Origin of the sequence: Leifsonia xyli, from assembly GCA_001647635.1 — a bacterium.
Taxonomy (GTDB): domain Bacteria; phylum Actinomycetota; class Actinomycetes; order Actinomycetales; family Microbacteriaceae; genus Leifsonia; species Leifsonia xyli_A.
Genome location: CP014761.1, coordinates 2,671,065 through 2,694,213, shown reverse-complemented (window position 1 = coordinate 2,694,213; position 23,149 = coordinate 2,671,065). Strand labels below are relative to the sequence as shown.

At 66.9% G+C, this 23,149-nt stretch carries 12 protein-coding genes and 4 pseudogenes; 9 read left to right on the top strand and 7 right to left on the bottom strand.

Going from position 1 to position 23,149, the window contains the following annotated elements; all coding sequences use genetic code 11:
* Positions 1-84: 84 nt before the first annotated feature.
* Positions 85-843 carry a short-chain dehydrogenase gene (locus A0130_13300; GenBank protein ANF32511.1) on the bottom strand — a complete coding sequence of 253 codons (759 nt, stop codon included), beginning with the start codon at positions 841-843 and terminating at the stop codon, positions 85-87.
* Between the two features lie 75 nt (positions 844-918).
* On the opposite strand from A0130_13300, the gene A0130_13295 reads away from it, so the two are divergent.
* Positions 919-1,545, top strand: a complete 627-nt coding sequence (locus A0130_13295; protein ID ANF32510.1) for a TetR family transcriptional regulator — start codon at positions 919-921, stop codon at positions 1,543-1,545.
* Between the two features lie 24 nt (positions 1,546-1,569).
* On the opposite strand, the gene A0130_13290 is transcribed toward A0130_13295, so the two are convergent.
* Positions 1,570-2,553, bottom strand: a complete 984-nt coding sequence (locus tag A0130_13290) for a glutaminase (GenBank protein ID ANF33442.1) — start codon at positions 2,551-2,553, stop codon at positions 1,570-1,572.
* Between the two features lie 758 nt (positions 2,554-3,311).
* On the opposite strand from A0130_13290, the gene A0130_13285 reads away from it, so the two are divergent.
* Entirely contained in the window at positions 3,312-3,950 is a 639-nt protein-coding gene (locus A0130_13285) for a hypothetical protein (GenBank protein ANF32509.1), read from the top strand.
* 1,131 nt (positions 3,951-5,081) lie between these two features.
* Here the strand turns inward: A0130_13285 and A0130_13280 are convergent.
* Entirely contained in the window at positions 5,082-6,179 is a 1,098-nt protein-coding gene (locus A0130_13280; protein ANF32508.1) for a delta fatty acid desaturase, read from the bottom strand.
* A 595-nt stretch (positions 6,180-6,774) separates the two neighbouring features.
* On the opposite strand from A0130_13280, the pseudogene A0130_13275 reads away from it, so the two are divergent.
* Positions 6,775-7,425, top strand: a pseudogene (locus tag A0130_13275) (hypothetical protein).
* Positions 7,426-7,434: 9 nt separating this feature from the next.
* Positions 7,435-8,175 (top strand): transcriptional regulator, encoded by a 741-nt coding sequence (locus tag A0130_13270; GenBank protein ANF32507.1) that lies wholly within the window; start codon positions 7,435-7,437, stop codon positions 8,173-8,175.
* 10 nt (positions 8,176-8,185) lie between these two features.
* On the opposite strand, the gene A0130_13265 is transcribed toward A0130_13270, so the two are convergent.
* Together A0130_13265 and A0130_13260 are read right to left on the bottom strand one after the other, a co-directional pair.
* A complete protein-coding gene (locus A0130_13265; protein ANF32506.1) occupies positions 8,186-8,506 on the bottom strand; it encodes a hypothetical protein in 321 nt (106 codons plus the stop codon).
* A gap of 278 nt (positions 8,507-8,784) precedes the next feature.
* Positions 8,785-9,402 carry a hypothetical protein gene (locus tag A0130_13260; GenBank protein ID ANF32505.1) on the bottom strand — a complete coding sequence of 206 codons (618 nt, stop codon included), beginning with the start codon at positions 9,400-9,402 and terminating at the stop codon, positions 8,785-8,787.
* A gap of 90 nt (positions 9,403-9,492) precedes the next feature.
* Here A0130_13260 and A0130_13255 point away from each other — a divergent pair, with 90 nt between their 5' ends.
* From A0130_13255 to A0130_13240, 4 genes and pseudogenes are all read left to right on the top strand, one after another.
* Positions 9,493-10,419, top strand: coding sequence for a hypothetical protein (locus A0130_13255; GenBank protein ANF32504.1), 927 nt, complete (start codon positions 9,493-9,495; stop codon positions 10,417-10,419).
* Positions 10,420-10,492: 73 nt separating this feature from the next.
* Positions 10,493-13,800 (top strand): annotated as a pseudogene (locus tag A0130_13250) (glucan 1,4-alpha-glucosidase).
* A 413-nt stretch (positions 13,801-14,213) separates the two neighbouring features.
* Positions 14,214-14,867: a hypothetical protein gene (locus tag A0130_13245; GenBank protein ID ANF32503.1), complete on the top strand. Its 654-nt coding sequence runs from the start codon at positions 14,214-14,216 to the stop codon at positions 14,865-14,867.
* An 89-nt stretch (positions 14,868-14,956) separates the two neighbouring features.
* The gene (locus A0130_13240; GenBank protein ID ANF32502.1) at positions 14,957-17,638 is read left to right on the top strand and encodes a hypothetical protein; all 2,682 of its coding nucleotides are present in this window, start codon (positions 14,957-14,959) and stop codon (positions 17,636-17,638) included.
* A 36-nt stretch (positions 17,639-17,674) separates the two neighbouring features.
* On the opposite strand, the pseudogene A0130_13235 reads toward A0130_13240, so the two are convergent.
* Positions 17,675-18,154 (bottom strand): annotated as a pseudogene (locus A0130_13235) (GCN5 family acetyltransferase).
* A 301-nt stretch (positions 18,155-18,455) separates the two neighbouring features.
* Here A0130_13235 and A0130_13230 point away from each other — a divergent pair.
* Positions 18,456-20,384: a hypothetical protein gene (locus tag A0130_13230; protein ANF32501.1), complete on the top strand. Its 1,929-nt coding sequence runs from the start codon at positions 18,456-18,458 to the stop codon at positions 20,382-20,384.
* Positions 20,385-20,691: 307 nt separating this feature from the next.
* Here A0130_13230 and A0130_13225 read toward each other — a convergent pair.
* Positions 20,692-23,136, bottom strand: a pseudogene (locus tag A0130_13225) (beta-mannosidase).
* Positions 23,137-23,149 lie beyond the last annotated feature (13 nt).

The window sequence follows — 23,149 nt, the reverse complement described above, 5'->3', positions numbered from 1 at the left end:
TCGGCGCGGGTGTCTCCCCCGGACACGAGAAAGCCCCCGGAACCGTGAGATTCCGGGGGCTGCGCAGCGATGCCGCCGCCTGCGTCAGATCGCGGACCACCCGCCGTCGGAGGCGAGCACGACGCCGGAGATGTTGGCCGAGTCGTCGCTGAGGAGCCACGTGATCGCCGCGGCGAGCTGCTCCGGCTGGGCGACCGATCCGACGTTGGTCTGCATGATCGGCCCGAGGCGCTCGCCGGCGAGCTGGGACCGGAAGGCGCCGTCCACGTTGGTGGCGACCCCTCCGGGCGCGACGGCGTTCGTGCGAACGCCGTTCGGCGCGTAGAAGACGCTGGTGTTCTTGGTGAGGCCGATGACCGCGTGCTTGGAGGCGGTGTAGGCGGCGCCCGCCGCCGAGCCGCGAAGGCCCGCTTCGGACGCGACATTGACGATGGAGCCGCTGCCCGCCTCCAGCATGAGCGGGAGGACCGCGCGGGTCAGTCGCATGATGGCGGTCACGTTCACGAGGAACACCCGATCCCAGGTGGCGTCATCCACCTCCGCCGTAGGGAGGAAGCCGTCCATGATCCCGGCGACGTTGGCCAGCGCGTCGACACGCCCTCCGGCAGCGTCGAGGACGGCGGCGATGGCCTCCTCGGTGGAGATGTCGCCGGGCACCACGGTGATCTCGAGGCCGGGGCTCTCTTCCGTGAGCGCGGTCAGCCGCTCGGCGGAGATGTCGCTCGCGATGACGCGGGCGCCTTCCTGCGCGAGCCGGAGTGCCGTCGCCTTGCCGATTCCGGACCCCGCCCCGGTGACGATCGCGGTCTTCCCGGCGAAGCGTCCGGTTTCGTTGTTGCTCATAGTGCTGTACTCCTCGTCGATGACATCGTCGGCGCTCGATCGGGCGTCGCTCCATTTATAACACCGAGTGCCATAATGACGACTGTGAACCCCGCCGATCCTGCGTCGAGCGCGCCCCGCCGCGGCCGGCCCGCCGATGTGGACCCCGAGAGAGTCGCCCTCCTGGCCCTGCGCCACTTCGCCTCTCACGGGTACGACGCCACCACCATGGAGGAGATCGCCGGGCTGGCGGGCGTCAGCCGCCGCACCCTGTTCCGCTACTTCCCCTCCAAGCCCGACCTGGTGTGGGGCGGGATGGAGCCCGTCGTCGAGCGCATGCGCCGGGTCCTCGACGCGGCCTCCCCCGACGAGAGCGCTCGCGAGGTCATGGCGCGGGCCGTCCGCGAGTCGCTCGCCCTGGACGCCGAGGCCATGGAGGCGACCCGGCTGCGACTGAGGTTGATGGCCTCCGACCCGGCCCTCATCGCCTTCGGTGTCGCGCGTCTCCGCGACAACCGCGACGCGCTCGCGGAGTTCGTCGCCCGGACGCTCGGCCGGCCCCTCTCCGACCTGCAGGTCGCCGTCCTCTCCGACGCGATCAGCTCGGCCAACTTCTCGGCCCTGCTGTGGTGGGCGACGAACCGGGACGACGGCGATCCCGCGTCGGTGGTGGTGGAGGCCCTGGATGTCGTTCTGGCGGGGCCGATCCCCCGGTTGCAGTAGCACGCCGGCCGGCGCCCGAACGGCTCAGGTTGTACCCGCAGTCGATGCGAAGATGTCGAGTCCGAGCGAGTGGGAGAGGAAGCGGGCCGCGCGCTGCCCTCGCACGCTGTTGCCGGCGGGGTCGAGTCGTGGAGAGAAGGTCCCGAGGCCGCCCTTGCCCGGTGCGACCGTGACGATACCGCCCGAGACGCCGCTCTTGCCGGGGATGCCCACTTCGAACAGCCAGTCCCCCGAGAACTCGTAGAGCCCGCTCGTCGCCATCACGGCGAGGGTGTCACGGCAGACGGATGCGTCGATCACCTTCTCCCGGGTGATCGGATTGACACCGCCGTTGGCGAGGGTGGCGCCCATCACCGCCAGGTCCTCGGCCGTCACCAGAAGTGAGCACTGTCTCGTGTAGACGTCGGTCGCCTGAAGCGGGTCGAACTCCACCCGCCCGTAGCTCTGAAGGAGCCGTGCGATCGCCCTGTTGCGCTGGTTCGTCGCCGACTCCGACGCGTAGACCTCCTCGTCGACCTCGAGCTCTCGGCCGGCGAACCGGGACAGGCCGCGCTGCACGAAGTCCCACTTCTCGGCGGCCGTCGAGCCGGGCGCGAGGCTGGTCGTCGTGATCGCGCCGGCGTTGACGAGCGGATTCCGCGGGTCGCCGTCGCTCAGTTCGAGAGCCATGACCGAGTTGAACGGGAGGCCCGTGTTGTTGACGCCGACGCGACGCGACACCTCGGAGTGCCCCAGTTCGTGGCAGACCAGGGCGAACACGAACACCTTGGAGATCGACTGGATCGAGAAGGGGCGGGCGGAGTCGCCGACGCTCGTCGTCTGCCCCCTGACGCCGCAGACGCTGATGCCGAAGAGGGCCGGGTCCGCTTTGCCGAGCGAGGGGATGTAGTCGGCGACCTTCCCGTCGTCCAGGCCCCGGTAGCGCTCGTGGGCCGTCTCGATGAGTTCGTGGACTCGTGCGGCCCCGGGTAGGGCTCCCGTGGAGACCGCGTTCCCTGGCGTGGGCACGGCGTCCGACTGGACGGCGTCGGTCGAGAAGTCGGGCAGCGGGGTCTGTCGCTCGAGGTAGGCCATCGGGTCCTCCGTCATGATCGCCGCAGGGCACCCGGGGACGCCCGTGCACGCTCATGATAGGCAGCTCGACGGGCGGAGGGCAGGGTGGCTCGGATGCACTCCATCGCATCGCGCGGATTCTCGTGTCATGCCCCCGCGTCAGTCACGGAAACGGTCTGCCATCCCGGCCGATCAGAAGAACGTCACCCGCCGCCGAGGTTCGGGTCCATCAGATACGCGTCACGCGCCTTCTGAATTCTGTCCGGATCATCCAGCGGGGTCGCCCGCAACATCTCCCAGACACGGTCGACGCGTTCCTCCGCTTGTTCCGGAGTATCCTCTGGAAACAATTCATCTGCCATGGCACACGCTCCCCGCAGATGCTGTCTGCTACACGACCCACCCGACCAGAACGATCGGCCGTCGCCGTCACAACCCAGGCTGCCGCATCGCAGCAGCGGGAGGCGCGGGAGCTGCCCGTATTTTCGACGCTACTCGCAAGCGTTCCGCATTACCAGCCGCACACAGCTGGCATCCCGTGCGAACAGTCACCCGGCCCCGACACGGAGAACCAGCGGTGAATCGGTTGTCCCGGGCAGGTACCCGTCTACCATCGGGTCGTGTCGACGATCGCAAAGGACCTGGCGGGGGCGGTTCGTCGCGGCGAGATCGCTGCATGGTTCCAGCCCCAGTTCGACGTTCGCGATGGCCGAATGGTCGCGGCGGAAGCGCTATGCCGGTGGGTCCACCCTGTCCGTGGTCAGGTCTCACCTGCCGACTTCATTCCCGCAGCCGAGGAATCCGGGCTGATCGAGGAAATCGGCGTCTTCATGGCGAGACAGAGTTGCCTCGCCATCGAACGCTGGCGCATCGACATCTCCGTGAACGTCTCGCCGCTACAACTGGAGACCGCAGCCTTCACGAACTGGCTCGAACACCAGCTCCGAGGAGTCAGCACAGGCAACAGCTCTCTCACGATCGAGATCACCGAGGAGCAGCCGATGCGGAACGTCGCCGCTGCGGTGCGCCGGCTCGATCGCCTACGGGCGTTGGGCGTCGGCCTCGCCATCGACGACTTCGGGGCCGGCCAGAGTTCGCTCAAACAACTCCGCCGGTTGCACGCGACGGAGCTCAAGATCGATCGGTCGCTGGTGGTGGACGAGAACGCCGCGGGCCTCATCACTCAAGCGGTCGATGCGGCGCGCACGAACGGGGTACGGACAGTCGCGGAAGGTATCGAGACCCACGAACAGCTGGATCGAATCACGCGTCTGGGATTCGACCGCGCACAGGGCTTTCTTCTTGGTCGGCCCATGCCACCGGACGCGATGGACCAGCTCGTCGCCGCTTGAACGGCGACCCATCCGGAACGCGCACACGCAATCGCCGCGCCGCTTCCGAGCAGGCGGATGAGCCGCCCTCCTGATCAGCACATGAGGCGACGCGCATGCTGAGGAACCTGAGTTAGAAACATCATGCCGAGCGGACACCTCGACCGTCGTCGTGATCCCTCCGGGAGGACTCAGCGATCGCGACCATCGTGAGGCGCGATCTCACGTGTGCCTCGTCGGTCACCCGCTGGGTTCGTTGCACGAGCCTGTGTGCGCGCACATTTTGAGCGCGTACCGTCCGGTTATGAACACTCAAAATCGCTCACCGTCTGCAGAACTCGAAGTCGGTGCCGTTCTCGCCAACGCACTGCCCGCCACCCTGCTCACCCCGGAGTCCCCCGAACGGTACACCGTGGCCGCCGTCTTCACCCGACGGCCCGCCAGGACCGAGATCGACGCTATCCATGACAACCGCACACGCGAGACTCTCAGCACAGCCGGCTACCCCACCGTGGAACTACGGGTTTCCGACCGCCGATTGGAAATATCCAACACCAACCTCGAAGAGCTCACCGGCGGGCTCGCCTCGGTGATCGCCGAGCGGTTGCACGAGATCAGCGTGGGTACCGCTGCTGCCCACGACCGGTTTGAAGCCGAAGTCCTGGAGAGGACGCAGCGGGAGGCCGATCGGACAGCGCTTGTCGCGCTTGCCGCTGCGGCCGTCACGTTCGTGCGAGCCGACTCTGCCACACCAGAACCTGAATCGCGCTGGGAGGATGAAGGCGGATCAGCCGCTGTGGGCGGACCTCGTGCCGATCGTGACGACCCCGCCACACCCTCATTGCCGCACTCGGCGTCGTAAGCCGCGGCGGGAAGACAGGTGGTCCAAGATGCGTGCACAAGAGGAACCACACCAGACGGGAAAGGGTTCGGACCGCGGCGGCGATGGGGCCATGAAGTCCCGTGTGGAGACTGAAGGCAACACCGACATCAACCGTGGGACCGACCGCGACAAGCGGTGGACTGACGCCAAAGCGGAGCATTGGCACAGCGTCGATTACACGGGCGAGACCCAGGCTCGCTCGGAGACGGAGGATCGCTCCTGACAGCGAGGCGGCCGGCCCCAGGTCGACATCGCCGGTTGATCCTCCCTCACCGCGTAGGTCGCGGAACTGCCACGGCGGGTGTCTGACGCAGCTCCAGCAGCGGGCAGCTGAAGGGATCCTTGTCGCCCAGCCCTACCCGGTTGATGTGCTGAGTCACGATCGCGTAGGAACGGAACAGGCTCGTCTCGGTGTACACCACATCGTTCTCCCGGCAGAACTCCCGAATCGTCGGCGCCGCGCGCCTCAAGTGCGGGCGCGGCATCGACGGGAACAGGTGGTGCTCGATCTGATAGTTCAGGCCGCCCATCAGGAAGTCCACGACGCGGCCGCCCCGGATGTTGCGGCTCATCAGCACCTGCCGGCGAAGGAAGTCCAGCCGTACGCCGTGAGGCACCAGCGGCATCCCCTTGTGGTTAGGCGCGAAGGACATCCCCATGTAGAAGCCGAACAGCCCCAGTTGCACCGCCAGGAAGACGGCCGCCTTGTCGGGCGAGAGGACCCACACCACCAGCGCCAGGTAGCCGACGATACGAATCGTCAGGAAGGCGATCTCGACCGGCCGCCGCTTGACCGGCTCGCGCGCCAGCACGCGGCGCACGCTGGACGCGTGCAGAGACAGCCCCTCCAGCAGCAGGATCGGGAAGAAGAACCAGCCCTGATGGCTGATGAACCAGCGCAGCGGCGCGGCCCGGTCCGCCACCTGCCGCGGGGTGAAGGCGATCACCGGTAGGTCGATGTCGGGATCGGAGCCCTCTTGATTGGGATTGGCGTGATGGCGCGTGTGCTTGTGCTGCCACCAGCCGTAGCTCATGCCGACGAACAGGTCTCCGAGCACGAGACTCACCCAGTCGTTCCACCTGCCGGATCGGAAGATCTGGCGATGCGCGCTGTCGTGCCCCAGGAAGGCGATCTGGGTGAAGAGGAAGGCGAAGAGCGCGCCGGTGAACATCTGCCACCAGCTGTCGCCGACCAACACGAAGACAGCCATCAGAGCGATCGTGAGCACCGGCACCAGGATCAGTTTCGTCCAGTAGTAGCCGTAGCGGCGTCTCAGCAGACCGGAGTCTCTGATCAAGGATGCGAGGGCGGTGTACTCGCCACCGGCCGACGGAGCTTTCGGCCGGCCGACGGAGACCTCAGACATGGTGACGTCCGATCACGTTCGGGGCGTCAAGGTCTGGGACGACGTACTCTCAGACTACTCGTGCAGGACCGGGGCCAGCTGTGAATTCGAGCCACATCCACTTCCACTACCGGGTGGACAAGGGCCGCGCGCACGCACTGTCGGCGCACACCGTGATCGTCGGCAACTTCGGGACCATCCCGCCATAGGCCGACGGCCGGGACGCGCGTAGCGTGAGAAGCATGTTGACGGTAATCGTGATCCTCCTCGTGGTGTGGGCGGTCCTGGCTGTCGTCGGGTTCGCGATCCAAGGGCTGCTCTGGTTGGCCATCATCGGCATCATCCTGTTCATCGGCACGCTCATCTTCGGTTTCGTCCGGCGCAGCGCGCGCCGCAAGAAGTCCGTCTGATCGCGCCACCCCCGCGGAGGTAGACTGGAGGGACAGTCGTCCTGGACCCCGACCGCTCGCCGCCGGCACAGATCGCTGCCGCACTGGTCAGGAGGACGCCATCGAACCCGCTCGAAGATCGCCGCCGCCTCTGCGTGGTCCCCGTGTCTGACCCGGGGTTCGCCGACGCGGTCGCGGCGCTCTCGGCCGCAGGAGCCGCAGGGACGAACCTCTGCCTCCCGTTCCTCGGCGCCCTCCCCGTTTCGCACGCCTCGATCTCCACCCTCGGCGCGCCCTTCGGGTCGGAGACCGTGTGCGCGTCCGACGATCACGCGGCGGGACTGGACGAACTCCAGATCGACTTCGGCGCCGGGCCCTGCTGGGACGCACTGAGAACACGCGCACCCTTTGTGGATGCGGACCTCGACCGGGCGTCGGAGACGGGTTGGCCGTGGCTCCGGAATGCGCTGCGCGAGAGGGGTGTGCGCGCGGTCTACGCCTTCCCCCTGACGATCGGACCCCTCGATGTCGGGGCCCTCGACCTCTACGCGCTGGAGCCCTCCGCGCTGAACACCGCGCAGATCGAGCGCGCCTCGGCCCTGGCGGACGCGGCGACCGCCCACGTCGTGCGCCAGGTCGTCCGCAAGCTTCCCGTCGCCGGCCACGACGACGACGACGATCCCGGAACGTTCTCGCGACGAGAGGTGCACCAGGCCACGGGCATGATCATCGCCCAGATGCGCCTCAACGCCGACGACGCGTTCGCCCTGCTCCGGGCCCATGCGTTCGCCGTCGGGCGACCTGTCCGCGACGTCGCGGCGGATGTCGTTTCCCGCCGAATCGTCTTCACCCCGAACGACGGCGCCGGCGGAGACTAAAATAGATCCATGACGGCCGGGAACAAGGAGCGGCGACTCGCCGAAGCCTTCGTCACGCTCGCCGACACCCTGGTCGACGAGTACGACGTGGTCGACCTGCTGCATACGGTCGTCGAGCTCTGCGCCTCGATGCTCGATGCCACGGATGCCGGCATCCTGCTCCCCAACTCCGCCGGCGAGCTCGAGGTCGCGGCGTCCAGCAGCGAGCGCAGCCATCTCATCGGTCTGCTTCAGCTCGGAGAAGGCGAGGGGCCGTGCGTCGACGCCTACCTGAGCGGGTCGCTGGTCACGGTGGACAACATCGCCGGGTCGTACGCCCGCTGGCCGTCGTTCGCCGTCGCGGCCGCGGAGTCCGGTTATGCGTCCATGCACGCCATCCCTCTCAGGCTTCGGAAGGACACCATCGGCTCGCTCAATCTCTTCCGCGATCGCACCGGGGGCTTCTCGGAGGACGACGCTGTCACGGCGCAAGCGTTCGCGGACATCGCCACCATCGGGATCCTGCACGAGCGCTCGCTGCGCGAATCGCATATCGCGCGCAGCCAGCTCCAGCACGCGCTCGATAGCCGGGTCGTCATCGAACAAGCCAAAGGCGTCGTGGCGCACTCCCAGAACGTCGACATGGACGTCGCCTTCCAGATGATCCGCACCCGCGCCCGCAGCACAGGAACCCGGTTGTCCGTGCTCGCCGCCCACATCGTCGCCAACCCGTTCGACGAGACGGCGAATCCGAAGCGGATCGAGCCCTGAGCCCGGGCGCCTAGTTCACCAGCTGGGTGGCCTCGACCGGTTCTTCGGTCACTGTCAATCCCGAGAGTCCTGACGCCGCTCGGAGCATCTCCTCGATCCACTGGCGGTTCAGCCGCGGCGGACGGCTCCCGGAGAACTGGAATCGGATCTCGGCCGTCGGCGGGATCCAGATGGTCTCTCGTCCGGATCCATCGTTCATCCCTCGGTTGTACGTGAAGGCGACCCCGTGCGCGCTCCGGAGTTGCGTCAGAATCGCAACCTTGAGGTGAGCCAGTGTCCGATCGTCGATCTCGATCTCGTGATCGGACTGTCCGTAGTACAGGATCCCCATGATGCCGCTCCCCGTCGACGCGTGGTCGGGCCTGGGAAAGGCGACATGCGTACCACGCTCGTGACCGGGGTCCGGGGTCGTGACTCACTCTAGTCACCTTCGCCGTCACCGTGGAAGGGCCGACAATCGGTCAATCACCCGTTTCGTCGGCTTCCTGCGCTCGCCACGACACCGTGCGAGGTGGGCGCACCTCGACGGCGTGACGGAGCCCCCATTCTCGGTCCTCGCCCTCCGATAGATGCGCCGGCGCGGCCTCGTCGCGTGGACAGCCACTCCATTCACCCCGACGGGAACGCGCGATTAAACCTCTGGATCTGCAGCGCGGCGGAGACGGCGAAGAGGATGGCGCCCACGATGACGCCCATCGCGAAGCAGATCGCCGTGGCGGCACCCGCTGCGCCGAGGAAGATCGCGACACCGGAGCCGCCGACGACCGCATTCACTGCGCCGACCATGCTCGCCATCGTCCCCACGACCCATCGCCGCGACGATCGCATGCCGAGCATGTCGTATGCATCGGAGGCGTCGTCCCCGGCCGAGACGAAGAACGGGGGCGCGGCAGGGTGCACCCCGGCGTAGTAGCGGCGGATGCGCGCCATCCCACGCAGCGCCCGGAGGTTCTCGATCGCCGTGTCGATGAGGCGGGCGATGGTGAACCAGCCGAGCACGAACACGGTCGTCAGAGCCGCGGCCGCGAACGGCAGGAACAGGTCGGGCGACGCGCCCGAGACGAAACCGAGTGACACCAGTGCGCTCGACAGCGTCACCAGGTAGAGCGACGACCGGCTGCTGGACTCGCTGATCGACGCGTTCGACGCGCCCTGCAACACGAAGTACTCGGTGTTCAGGACCCCGAGGAACTGGGCCGCGTCCGCCCCCTCGTCACTCACGGTCACACCCTACGACATGAGTGCGGCGCGGTGCCGTGTTCGTCGACACGCCTCCGATCGCCAGACGCCTGGCTCGATAGCGGTAACACTTGCCACGTGCAGCATCTGCGAATCATCGCGCCCGCAAACCTCGTCGACCAGGTGCTCACGACCCTGCAGGACAGCGTTGCGACGACGAACATCGTTCGCATCCCGAAGGCCGCCACGCGGCCGCCCGGCGACCTGGTGCTCTGCGATGTCGCCCGCGAAGGGCTGAGCATCCTGCTCGACCGGCTTCAGCAGCTCGGGGTGCAGCACGAGGGCTCGATCTCCGTCGACGACATCGGCGTCGAGATCTCGGATGCGGCCAAGCGTGCAAGCCGCGCCGCGCCCGGGCACGCCGCCGACGCGGTGGTGTGGCAGGAGATCGAGCAGCGCACGCATGAGGAGACCAGCCTCTCCCCCACATTCTTGACCTTCATGTCCGTCGCCACCATGATCGCCGCGATCGGCGTGGTCTTCGACGAACCCATCCTCATCGTCGGCGCAATGGTCGTCGGCCCGGACTTCGGCCCGCTCGCTGCCCTCTCGGTGGGTCTCGTGCGGCGGCGAGGCCGGATGATCGCTCAATCCGTCCTCGCACTCGCCGTCGGATTCGCGGTCGCCATCGCGATCACCATCCTGTTCACCCTGCTGCTCACCGCTCTCCACCTGATGTCGCCCGCCGACCTGCTGCACTCCCGGCCGCTGACCGACTTCATCTGGCGACCGAACGTGCTCAGCTGGGTGGTCGGTTTCCTCGCCGGCATCGCCGGTCTGCTATCCCTCTCGACCGCGAAGTCGGGCGCTCTCATCGGGGTGCTGATCTCGGTGACGACGATCCCGGCTGCCGCGAATGCTGCCGTCGCCCTGGCTTACGGGGCCACCGAGCAGTCCGTCGGTGCGCTCATCCAGTTGGTCATCAACCTCGCCGCGATCACGCTTGGCGGGGTAGCGACCCTGATAGTGCAGCGGATCAACCAGCGACGGCGGACACGACTCTGATTGCTCGGGCCCCGGACGGGGGTAGCCTCCCGATGGTGAGTGCGCATCGGTGCGAGCTCGAAGGAGTCCGAGAATGATTCGTCGTCGCTTCACTCTTCCCGCCATCGTCACGGCGTTCGCACTCGCCACCGTCGGACTCAGCGCCACCAGCGCATCCGCCACCACGGAAGCTTCCGGGTCACCGGGAGCCGTGAGCCACCAGTCCCAGTCGCGGAAGGACTGCGTCGGCACCGCCCGCAACACGACTTCGAAGATCTGGTTCACGATCGCCAATGGCGTGCTCAGCGACGTCTACGCTCCCACCGTCGATGCGACGAACGTGGAGACGATGCAGTTCCTCGTGACCGACGGCTCGAGCTTCACCGATCTGCAGACGCGCGACATGACGTACACGGCGACCTCGGACCCCACCGGCATGATGTGCACCGTCACTTCGACCGCGAAGAGCGGGGCCTACCGCCTCGTGACCACGTACCTCACCGACCCCGCTAGAGACAGCGTCGTCGTCCACACCCGATACGACGCTCTGAAGTCGAGCGCCACGAAGTACCAGCTCTTCGTGCGCCTGGATGCGAACGCCGGTGGCAACGGCGGCGGCGGTTCGGCGAACGGCGGGGCCGACACCGCGGTCGTCGACACCTCGACCGGCACCCGCGTGCCCGTCTCGTTCGACACCAACACCACGAGCCAGGCCAACCGAGCCGCTTACGCCGTGCCCTCCTACCTGGCGCTTCGAGCGGACCAGACGTTCTCGTCGGTCAGCAGCGGGTTCGTCGGAACGGCCAGCGACTCCATCAGCCAGCTCGACGCCTCGCACTCGCTGACTCCCGTGACGGACACCGCCACCTCCGGGAACGTCGAGCAGACCGCTGGCCTCCAGCGCGACCGCAGCGGGAGCGCCACCATCGCGCTCGGCTTCGGCACCGACCAGGCCGCAGCGGTCGGCACGGCCACGGCGACAGTCAGGACGAAGCTCGCGGCGCTCACAGCCGGCTACCTCGCCGGCTGGGTGAAGTACGACGCCTCGCTCAAGCCGCCGATCCTCACCGCCCCCGGTCTCGCCCCGAGTCAGCGGCTGACGGCGGTCAAGAACTACTACCAGTCCGCGAACGTCGTCAAAGCGTCCGAAGACAAGACCTTCCCCGGCGCCATCGTCGCGGGCCTGGACGCCCCGTGGGGACAGTCCATCGCCGCCAACGACCCGAACAACCTGTTCACCAGCGGCTACCGCGAAGTGTTCTCCCGCGACCTCTACGAGGCCTGGACCGCCCTCTACACCGACGGCGACCTCGCGACGGCGCGAGACACCGTGCGCTACCTGCTCACCAAGAGCCAGCAGGCCAACGGCTCCCAGCCGCGCAACTCGCTCCTCGACGGCACGAAGGCCGCCGACGCCTTCAACGACCAATTGGATGAGACGGCCTACCCCATCCTGATGGCCCTGCAGTCCGGCCTGGCCGGGACAACACCCTCTGGCCGCATGTGAAGGCAGCGGCGAACTTCCTGATCAGCCACGGCCCGAGCTTCGGCGTCGAGCGCTGGGAGGAGCAGACCGGATACTCGCCGTCCACCATCGCCGCCGAGATCGCCGGTCTGGTCGCCGCTGGCAGCATCGCCGACACCCACGGGGATGCGGCGAGCGCCCGCGTCTACCGAGCCACCGCCGACCAGTACCAGCGCACGATCAAGGCGTGGGGCGTCACCACGAACGGACCGCTTTCTCCGGCGCCCTACTTCATCCGCCTCTCCAAGACGGGGGATCCGAACGCCGCCATCAGCTACAACGTCGGCAACGGCGGACCCACCCTCGACCAACGAGCTGTGGTGGACAACGGCTTCCTCGAGTACGTGCGCCTCGGCATCCTCCCCGCCACCGACCCCGTCATCGCGAACTCGTTGGCGGTGACCGACGCGACCATTCAGCGCCCCACTGCCAGCGGACCGGGCTGGCTGCGCTACAACGGCGACGGGTACGGCGACTGCGTTGCCGGTTCCGGCACCAGCTGCACCATCACCGGCGCACCCTGGACCGACGGCAACGTGGGCACCGGCCACCCGTGGCCGGTGCTGGCCGCCGAGCGCGCCCAGCAGTTCCTCGCAATCGGGCAGGCGAGCGCCGCCTCCTCCGTGCTGGCCTCCATCAACCGCGAGAATTCCGGTCCTGGACTGGTCCCCGAGCAGGTCTGGGACCAGCCGAACCTGCCGCGCTCGCCGTACGGCAGCGACCCGGCCACCGCCTCCATCGGCTTCGTCAACGGCCGGGCCGACGGTTCCGCGTCGCCCCTGACCTGGGGTTCGGCGTCACAGGTCCGCCTGACCGCCGACCTCTCCGCCGGCCGCAGCCTCGAGCAGCCGTCGCAGGTCCGCGACCGCTACGTCACCCACACCCAAGGCAGCACCCCGCTCACGGTGACCTCCCCCGCCGACGGGACGGCAGCCGGCAGCACGATCACCGTGTCGGGAACCGCCGCATCTGGTGCAAGCGTCGACATCGCGGATGTGGCGACCGACGGCGACTCCGCCACGACGGTCAGCCACACCACGGCTGCCGCCGACGGCTCGTTCACCGCGACCATCACGTCCGCTGCCGGCACCAACGTGCTCGTCATCACGTCGACCGCACCCAACGGCGGCACTGCCCAAGCCGTGCGCTCCGTCGTCAACGACGTGGTGAACGGCACGCTGCTGTTCAGTGCAGACGACCCGACCGGCGACGACAACGGCCCAGGAACCTACGCCTATCCGACGTCCGGCGACTTCCACCCCGGCGCGTTCGATCTCACCAGATTCCAGGTCTACGACACCGGCTCGACCGTCACCTTCCGCGTGCAGACGGCCGACCTGACCCCCACGTTCGGCTCGACCAACGGCGCCCAGCTCGTGGACGTGTACGTCGCTCAGCCTGGCGCAGCATCCACCTCCACCACTGCCTCCTATCCCGGGATGAACTACCAGGTGGCGCCCGCCTGGAGTCGCCTCGTCGAAGCCCAGGGCTTCACAAGCAGCAAGATCGTGGATGCCTCCGGAGCCTCGACCGGCACCGTGACCGTCAGCGCGAACCAGGTCTCCCGCTACACCACCTTCAGCGTGACCAAGACAGCTCTTGGCGGCACGCCCACCTCCGGATGGGCCTTCACCGTCACGCTCACCGGCCAAGACGGCACGCACGGCGTCGACCAGACCCGCGCCTTCACGAGCACGCCGGGGGCGTACAGCTTCGGCGAGTGCGCGGCCGGAGGCTCGGGCCCGCTCTGCGCCGCCGACCCGAACACGGTGCCCAAGGTCATGGACACGATCACACCCAGCGGAGTGACGCAGGCGGACGAACTGGACTACGCGGCGCACAGCCCCGTGGTGGTGCGTGGCGTGGTGGTGCCCTGAGCGGTCTCGCATCCAGCGCGATGGCGCGCCATTGCGAATCCCCGCGGGTACTTCTCCAATCGCCCCGGAACCGAAGAACGGCGGCTGATCATCAGCCGCCGTTCCCATGTATCGAGTCTGTAGCGAGGGCGGGACTCGAACCCGCGACACCACGATTATGAGCCGTGTGCTCTAGTTGGCTCCCACGGAGGGGCGGTGTCTCCCCAGAGTTGGCCGAAACCTACGGGAAGCGGGTGCACTCGAGACGACTGTGATCACCAGGTCTCGCATCCAGTTGTGGGCAAAATGTGGGCACGCCGACCGGATGGATTAAGTCATACGACTGAAGCCGCGCGCCTGAGGGATTCCTAGCCTCGTTTATGCCGCCACTGTTGCGGGCGACAATCTGGATCCCATCGAACCCCGGAGGCAGCATGTCCATCCTCGATGCAGCCGCGAACGCGGCAACCAGCGGTGACAAAGAGAGCCTGAAGGACGTCCTCGACTTCCTCGTGACCGAGGAAGGCCTGGGTGTCACTCTGGTCAGCGCCGCGATCGAGCGCGCTCCTGGAACGCCGTCGGAGGCGTTCCTTCCCGTCCTGCGCAACGCCGTCACGCAGGAGTATCACCACGTCGAAGCGCTTAAGGACGCGGGCGGCAACGCCCTGGTGCAGAAGTACTGGTTCCCCGACGCGATCTTCGACAACGGCGGAGTCGGCCTGTTCTCCTCACTGGAGGTGATCGAGACTGTCGAGATCAGCCTCTACCTGCTCGGCGTCAGCGCGTACGCCCGCGGGCGCGAGGAGTTCGGCGCCAGGCTGTGTGCCGAAGCCCTTGGGACGGAGGCCGTGCACCGAGCCCTGGTCCGTCACGCGCAGAATGAGCTCGGCCGCGAGGTCGGCGTGCCCAACGACGTGGGCTTTGAGAACTTCGACTGGCGTACGCTCCGGCAGGTCCGTGATGCCCTCGAAGGGCTCGGCGTCGGCTACGGCGTCGAGACCGACGAGCCCGGCCGGTTCTACACTTTCCCCGGCGACCCTGTCGCCAACGGAGTGGGTACTCCGGTCAGCCACACCGTCCCGCAGTAGACCGACCAGCACTCTCGTGCTCGCGGGGTCCGGATGGCATGCTCTAGCTGAGCATCAACGGACCCCGCGAGGCATGGAGAAGGTGCTGGATGGGCAAGCTTTACGGGCGCTCCGAGGAGTTGAGCCTGCTGGACGACCTGGTGAATCGTTTACCAGAAGCGGGTGGCGCACTCGTCATCCACGGCGAGGCTGGTATCGGCAAGACGGCGCTCGGGGAGCATGCTGCCCGTCGAGCGGCCGCGCGCGGGTGCGCCGTCTCGTCGGTGACCGCCACCGAGTCGGAAGCCAGCGTGCCCTACTCGGCACTGCAGGCCCTGCTCCACCCGTTCGAGGTCAACATCCGCGCGATGCGGTTCCGGCCACGCACCGTGCTGGAGGCGGCGTTCGGAATTCTCGACGGGGCCGCCCCCGATCTGTTCGCCGTCGCGACCGCCGTGCTCGAGTTGCTCGGGGATGCCGCCGCGGAGACGGGCTTGCTCGTGTTCCTGGACGATGCCCAATGGGTCGACGGCTCCACAGCTCGCGTGCTGGGCTTCGTCGCCCGGCGGATCGCCGCAGATCCCGTGGCGATCGTTCTCGCACTTAGAGACGGATACCGGTCCCCTCTTCTGGACTCTGACGTGAACAGCCTCTCCGTCGAAGCCCTCACCCCGGAGGACTCTGAGGAGTTGCTTCGCGAACAACGCCCCGAGCTCGCTCCGCGGGCACGCCGCCAGGTGTCGGACCTCGCGAGCGGGAACCCGCTGGCGCTCCTCGAGCTGCCACCGAACCTCGCCGGTGACGACACGAGCACCCTCAACCGGACCGTGCACCGCGCGTTCCTCGACCGCTTCAAGGATGCGTCGCCGGAGACGCGGCGACTTCTCCTTATCGCTGCAGTGAACGATGGAGACAGCCTCGTCGAGGTGCGGGAAGCGGCAACCACCACGGGTATGGCCGAAGACATCGTGAACGCGGCCCTGGATGAAGCCGAAGCCCGTCGTACCGTCGGTGTCGATGGCGATCACTACCGGTTCCGGCACCCTCTCGTCCGCTCAGCGATCACCACTGCGGCGACTCCCGACGAACGCCGGCAGGCCCATGCCGCTCTCGCCGATGCTCTCCGCGAAGATCGTGACCGCTCGGTCTGGCACCGGGCAGCCTCGGTTCGCGGCACGGACGCTGGATCGGCGGCCGATCTCGAGGCGGCGGCGGACCGAGCGCTCGCTCAAGGCAACCTCGCGGTGGCTTACCGCGCCCTCGATCTCTCTGCCACACGGACCCCCGACCCTGATCATCGGGCGCGCCGCCGACTGCGGGCAGCACAGGTGGCGGTCGAACTCGGACGACCGGATGTCGCATCAGACGTGATCACTCAGATCCACGTCGACAGCCTCACCTCGAGCGACGCCACCCGACTCGCGCTCCTGGAGGCTTCGGTACAACCCCGCGCACAAACGCCCGCAGAACTGCGTTCCTTGATCCAACGCGGGCGGGACGCGGTCAACCGCGGAGACCTGGAACTCGCCATCGATGTCTCCCTCGTCGTCAGCGAGAACGTCGACCACGCCGGCTACACGGCAGCATCCGACCTTGCCGACCTGATCGCAGCACACATGAACGGCGATGACCCTCGGAGGCTCGCAGTACTCGCCGCGGCTGATCCCGGCCGGTATCTGCCGCAGGTGAGCGAAGCTCTGACCACCATCGACCCGCTTCGGATGACTCGGGGTGCCGAGCTGCTGATCCGGGTGCGCTCCAACGTCGACGCCGACCCCGCGCTCGCTCACCTGCAGCGACGCCTCCTCGAGTTCTACCGGTCACGCGGACAACTCCGTTCCATCGCGTTCCTGCAACCCGTGCACACGTGGATCGAGATCACGCTGGCGAACTGGCCCGAAGCAGCGCGGTCCGCCGAGGAAGGCTCCCGGCTGGCAAGCGAAATCGGGCTCCCACGATGGGCCACTGGAACCTTGATCGGCGAAGCCTTCGTCGCCGCCATCCGCGGCGACCGGCTTCGGGCCGATCACCTCATCCGTGAGTCCGAGGACGGCGCAACGATCGCGGGCGCGAGCGGCGTCCTCACCGGAGTGCAGCTCACGAAGGGGGTGAACCACCTCGCCCAAGGCCGATACGAAGACGCCTACATCGCGTTCCGCAGACCGTTCGACCCCAGCGACCCCTCGCATCACCCGGTGCAGACACCGTGGATGATCGGAGACCTGTTGGAGTGCGCTTCACACACCGGCCGGGTGGAGGAAGTGCGGGCTCTACTGCCAGGGCTCTCTCCGGCGTCCTCCCCATGGCGGACCATGGCGGAGAGCTACGCGCGCCCCTTTCTCGCCGACGGCGACGTGGCCACGGAGGACGAGTTTCAGACGGCCCTGAGGGGTGTCGTGGCAGGATGGCCGACTTACCGCACACGATTGACCCTCGAGTACGGATCGTGGCTGAGGCGCCGCCAACGCATCGCCGAAGCGCGCGACCACTTGCGCATCGCCCGCGAACTCGCGGATAGCTACGCGATGCACCCATTGTCAGAGCGAGCACGCGGCGAACTGCGCGCAAGCGGAGTCGAGTCACCAGCTATCAGAAACCGTCCGTGGGAGACCCTGTCGGCGCAGGAACTCCAGGTGGCGCGACTAGCGGCCGAGGGACTGTCCAATAGAGAAATCGGGGAACGGCTCTTTCTCTCCCACCGCACGGTCAGCGCCCACCTCTACCGCATCTTCCCGAAACTCGGCGTAACCAGCAGGTCGCAGCTCGCTGCGGCAATCGATCAGGACGGTTGACGAGACCATTGACGGCTAACGCCCGGACGGAGACAGTCACGTCGCCGAAGAGAGCCTCTTGGCGAAGTGGACGAGTGAGTAGTCGCCGGCTCTAGTGAGCGCTGTCTCGCGGTAGCCGCTGCGCCACTACAGCCGGATGTTCGCATGGGATCGTTCCCCCGGTGAACAGCCGGATCTCCTGAATGTGGGGGAAGACTGTCTCGGCCTCGCCGAGGGGAAAGGTGCCGATGCCGCTCCCCTGCCGGTCGGGCGCCACAGTCAACCGGCCGAGCTCCACGACCGCGTTCCGATGACGAAGACGCACCGCGCCGACGAGGCGGCTTCGCTCGCGGACCCCTAGGGCGATCACCTCCGGTTCGCTCAGTTCTTCGCAAAGCTTTTCGAGGGTCTGTCTCAGCGGCGGCAGGTTGAGGTCCGCGTACGCCTCCGCCTCCGTGACGTGGCCGCGCGCTGGAGCGTCATGATCTCGCCGGCGTCCGCGGCGCTCAATACGCCAGCGGTATAGGGGTGACCCATGTCGCACAGCGTACTGCTGCCCTCCGAAACCCGACCACAACGATCGGGTGAAGAGAGGGCTGGGAAACCCGGCGAAGTACTGCCTTCCCAGATCTTTATTAAATGAATTAACTAGGTTATCGTTCGGTCATCCCTTTCCGAGTTCGATGGAGAACAGGCCGTGGCGAATCACCGACGTACCCCTGCCCTCGCGCTGCTCGCTGCCACGGCGGCGACAGCTCTCACCCTGACCGGCGTGACCGCAGCGGCGGCATCACCCCGATCCGACGATCATCAACCCCCGGGCCACACAACCCCTGCTGTGGTTCATACGGCCGACATCCACGCCACGCGGGAGACGCGGTCCCTGAGCGCATACCTCGACTCCACGCTCGGTTCCGGCGCTCTCTTCGGTCAACAGAACACGACCACCAACGGCATCACCTTCACCGGTCACGGTGACGGAACACAATCCGACGTCCGTGCCGCGGTCGGCGATTACCCCGCTGTGTTCGGATTCGAAGGCGGAGACTACTTCGGATACGACAAGCCCGCGCCTCCGACGAACGACGAAATCACCCGGTTCGTCGGTGATATCCAGAACGCGCACCGTCTCGGTGGCATCGTCACGGTCAGCGCGCACATGCCCAATTTCGCCACAGGCAAGGGCTACTACGACACGACCGGGCGCACCGTCGGCCACGTCCTCCCCGGCGGCGACAAGAACGCCGACTTCCTGCGTTACCTCGACGGTCTGGCACAGGTGTTCGCCGGCGCGAAGGACGACCACGGACGACCGATTCCGATCATCTTCCGGCCCTTCCACGAGAACACCGGCAACTGGTTCTGGTGGGGCACATCGAATGCGACGACCGGTGAGTTCAAGGAGCTGTTCCGCTACACAGTGGAGCACCTCCGCGACGCGGACAACCTTCACAACCTGCTGTGCGCGTTCTCTCCGAACGCGTCATTCGGCGGCGACTCGTCGAGGTACCTGGCGACCTACCCCGGAGACCAGTGGGTGGACGTGCTCGGCTACGACGCCTACGACTACAACAACGCCCCGGACGACTCCAGCGCCTACATCGCTTCCACCGTTGCCGACCTGTCGATGCTTTCGACGATCGCAGAAGAGCACGGCAAGATCCCGGCTCTCACCGAGTTCGGCCGTAACGGCGACCGGACGCTCAAGCCGTCCGGCAACAAGAGCGTGCGCTGGTTCACCGACGTGATCCATGGCATCGAGGCGAATGCCGGTGCGAGGCGTATCGCGTACATGATGACCTGGGTCAACTGGGGCCTCGATCAGTTCTACACGCCGTATCCGGCATTCGGCACCACGCCGGCCCACGAGATGCTCAACGACTTCCAGGCCTTCTACGCCGACCCCTATACGGTCTTCCGCAACGACCTGGCGCCCACCCGCTACGACATCCGCACAACCGTGGCGCCACAAGCCCCGAGCATCCACATCGTCGCCCCCGCCGACGGCGTCCGGATCACCGAGCCGACTGTCACCATCCGTGTCAAAGCGGGAGCCGAACGACCCAAGACCGTGACAGCGGCAGTCGCCACCACCGCGACACCACTGGTGCTTCGCCCCGCCCAAGACGGGTACTGGGAGGCCAAATGGAACATCGGCGCTGAGAACCTCACCAACGCGTCGAGCACCCTGACCGTGACGGCGACGTACCCGAAGGGAGACACCCGAACCGCCACCTCCGGGGTCGTGCTGGGTGCCCCGCCCACCTTCGCCAACGGCGTCGTCGATGACTTCGAGGGATACGGAGACAACGCCGCCCTCCAAGCCGCCTACTCGTACAACAACGCTCAGCCCTCCGATCTCAGCCTCGACCCCGGTACCGCGTCGCACGGCAAGAACGGCATCCGCTTCGCGTACGACTTCACCACGCGCGACTACGGGGGATTCGGCAAGAACTTCGCCTCCACGGAGGACTGGTCCGGATTCACAGCTGTGCACCTACACCTGGTACCCGACGGATCGAACCAGAAGTTCGTGCTGCAGTTCTCGACCGCTGACGGACACACGTTCGAGGCGTACCCGTCGCTGGCAGGCACGACACCCGAGAGCCTCGACGTCCCGCTGTCACAGTTCCAGGACAAGGCCGGCGCCCGCCCGGCTCCGACTGTCTCACAGCTCCAGGGCGTGACGCAGTTCTGGGTCTATCTCAACAGTGTCGGCGCGCCACGAAGCGGCAGCATCGGACTGGACGATATCCACGCAGAGTAGTTCAGCAGCAACAACCGGCCCGTCGCCCATCCAGGCGGCGGGCCGGTCCCATTTCTACCGCGGAATCGGGCCGGGTTGCCCGACAGCCGGGTTCCGTCGACCGGTGCGGCGAGCCCGCCGGCGGGGTCGCGGAACATCGCTCGTCGTCGAGCGCGAAAGAGGAGACCTTTACCGAGCCTCGGATCCCAGCCGTGCAGCAGTTCCGGTGCGGCGCTGCACCGCATCGACGATGTTCACCGTGTCACAACGGCACGTCAAGCTGCTCGCCGAGCCCGTAGCCGCTGGCGCGGGTGGCCGCAGCGTCCATGAGCAGGTGATTGACGCTGTTGAGGACCGGCCACGATACCAGCGCGTCCGGATCCAGATCACGCTCGGTGGTGACTGACAGGGTGACCCGATCGCCGGGAAGCAGAGTCACCAGCATGTCGGAGACGGTTGCGGCTGGGTCCAGCCGGTCAGGGAAAAGACTCACGTCCTTCAGCAGCGTGCCCGCAGCGATCTCGATCTCGTAGCCCTCCGCCGTACGGGTGACCGTCGATGTGAAACGCGGAGCGCTCAGCTCGAGCGATCGGTCTTCGGCGAAATACCAGAACGCGAGCCGTGCGTGCCCGCTCTCCGCGACAAGCACCTCCCTGTCGGGGCGCGCAGGTACGGCGATGTCGGCGGCCAGAACGTGCGTCGACGCCGAACGAGGCGGCACGTGAACGCTGACGTACTGGACTGCGTACTCCTCGCCGTCGAAGCCGACCCTGCGCACCGAGATGATCTCGGTCCACGGCGCGGGACTGTCATTTCCGACAACGAGGGCGAGCTTGTCCCCCCGCGGCTGGATCGTCAGCAGGCGCGGCGCGTTGAGCGCACGGAGCGCGTACCAGAGCGGCTTCCGGCGCCGGCTGCTGTCGACCGCGGACCAGCTCGTGACGGGCCAGCAGTCGTTGAGCTGCCAGATGATCGTCCCCGTGTTGCGAGGGAAATGAGAGCGGAAGTGTTCCACGCCATAGGTGATGGCGTGGGCCTGGTTGAGCTGGGTTGTGAAGTGCCAGTCGTCGAACGAGGTCGGCGCGGGAAGGTGACGGACGAAGCCGCGCTCGAGTTTGCCGTTGCCGTCCTCGGCTTTCTGGTGGTGCAGCATACCTGGCGAGTCGGAGGCCAACGGCTCGTCATGGATTGCCTCCCGGATGGTGGACATAGCCGGCGGAGCCTGAAAGCCGAACTCCGACACGAACCGGGGAACGTGGTCGCGGTAGGTGGTGTAGTCCTGCCGGTTCCACACCTCCCAACTGTGCACGGTCCCCTGGTCGGGGTCTTGCGGATGGGCGGGGTCGGTGGGTGAGAACGGGCTGGAGGGCCGATAAGGTCTGCTCGGATCGATGCTGGCAAGAACCTCGGGCAGCAGCCGCGAGTAGTAGCCGTTCCCCCAGTCCTCGCCAGGAGCCAACAACTCCTTCCAGCCCCATTCGTAGAATCCTTCTATGTTCTCGTTGCTGCCGTTGTAGAACACCAACGAGGCGTGCGGTGCGAGGCGGGCCACGTTTTCCCGGGCCTCGGCTTCCACCTCGTCCCACAGCTCCGGCGCTTCCGAGTACGCCGCGCATGCGAACAGGAAGTCCTGCCACACCATCACGCCCGCCCGGGTGCACTCCTCGTAGAAAGTGTCGGATTCGAAAATCCCCCCACCCCAGATGCGCAGAAGGTTGAAACCGGCCTCGACCGCATCCCGCACCCCGGCGGCGTAATCTTTCTCCGTCACACGGGGCAGGAAGCAGTCGTCAGGAATCCAGTTAGCACCCTTCACCAGGATGCGCTCCCCGTTCACATAGAAGGAGAAACCGGTCCCGAACTGATCCGGTTCGTCTCGCGCCTCGATACTCCGGAAGCCCACCGACCGGCGGTACGCGTCCAACACGACCCCGTCGTGGACGAGCTCGACGTCGAGATCATAGACAGCCTGTTCACCGTATCCGCGCGGCCACCAGAGTTCTGGAGAGTCCACCCGCAGCTTGAGCGAGCTCTCGTCATGACGGGCACTGAAGATCGTGGCGACCTCGGCACCGTGCCCACGCAGCCTCGCGCGCACCGTGACCGGCGCATCCGAGGTTCGCTGGATCGCGACCGCAATCGAGACCACTCCCTGGCCCCCCGGTGTCACACTGGTCACGGGGACGACCGAGGCCAGGCGCGCCCTCGACCACGCGTCCAGATAGATGGGCCGCCAAATTCCCGCGGTCACGAGATCTGGACCCCAATCCCAGCCGAAGTTCGCGGCCATCTTACGGATCGCGTTGTACGGGTGAGCGTTCCCGACATACGGTTTCGCACCGATCCGAGACTCTGCGCGCTCAGCCCAATCGAGCGCCGAGGCGAAGGTGATGCGCAGATCGTTGTCCCCGTCGCGCAGGAGCTCTCCCACATCGAACCGATAAGAGCGGTGCTGGTTACGGGTTTCCCCGATTCTCCTCCCGTTGAGATCGATTGCGGCGATCGTGTCCAGACCGTCGCAGACGAGATCGACGCGCTCGAACGTCCCAGCCGGGGCGTCGAAGGTGTTCTCGTATGCGAAGTCGCTCCGGCCGATCCACTGCAGTTCCGACTCGTTGGAATCCAGGTAGGGGTCTGCAATCAGACCCGATGCAAGCAGATCGGTGTGGACGCTCCCGGGCACGGTCGCGGGGAAGTAATCGGTCAGACCGTCCGGGACCGGACCGGCGACCGCGCGCGCCCGCCACGGCCTGTCGAACTCAATCCTGGTCATGAGTCATCTCCTT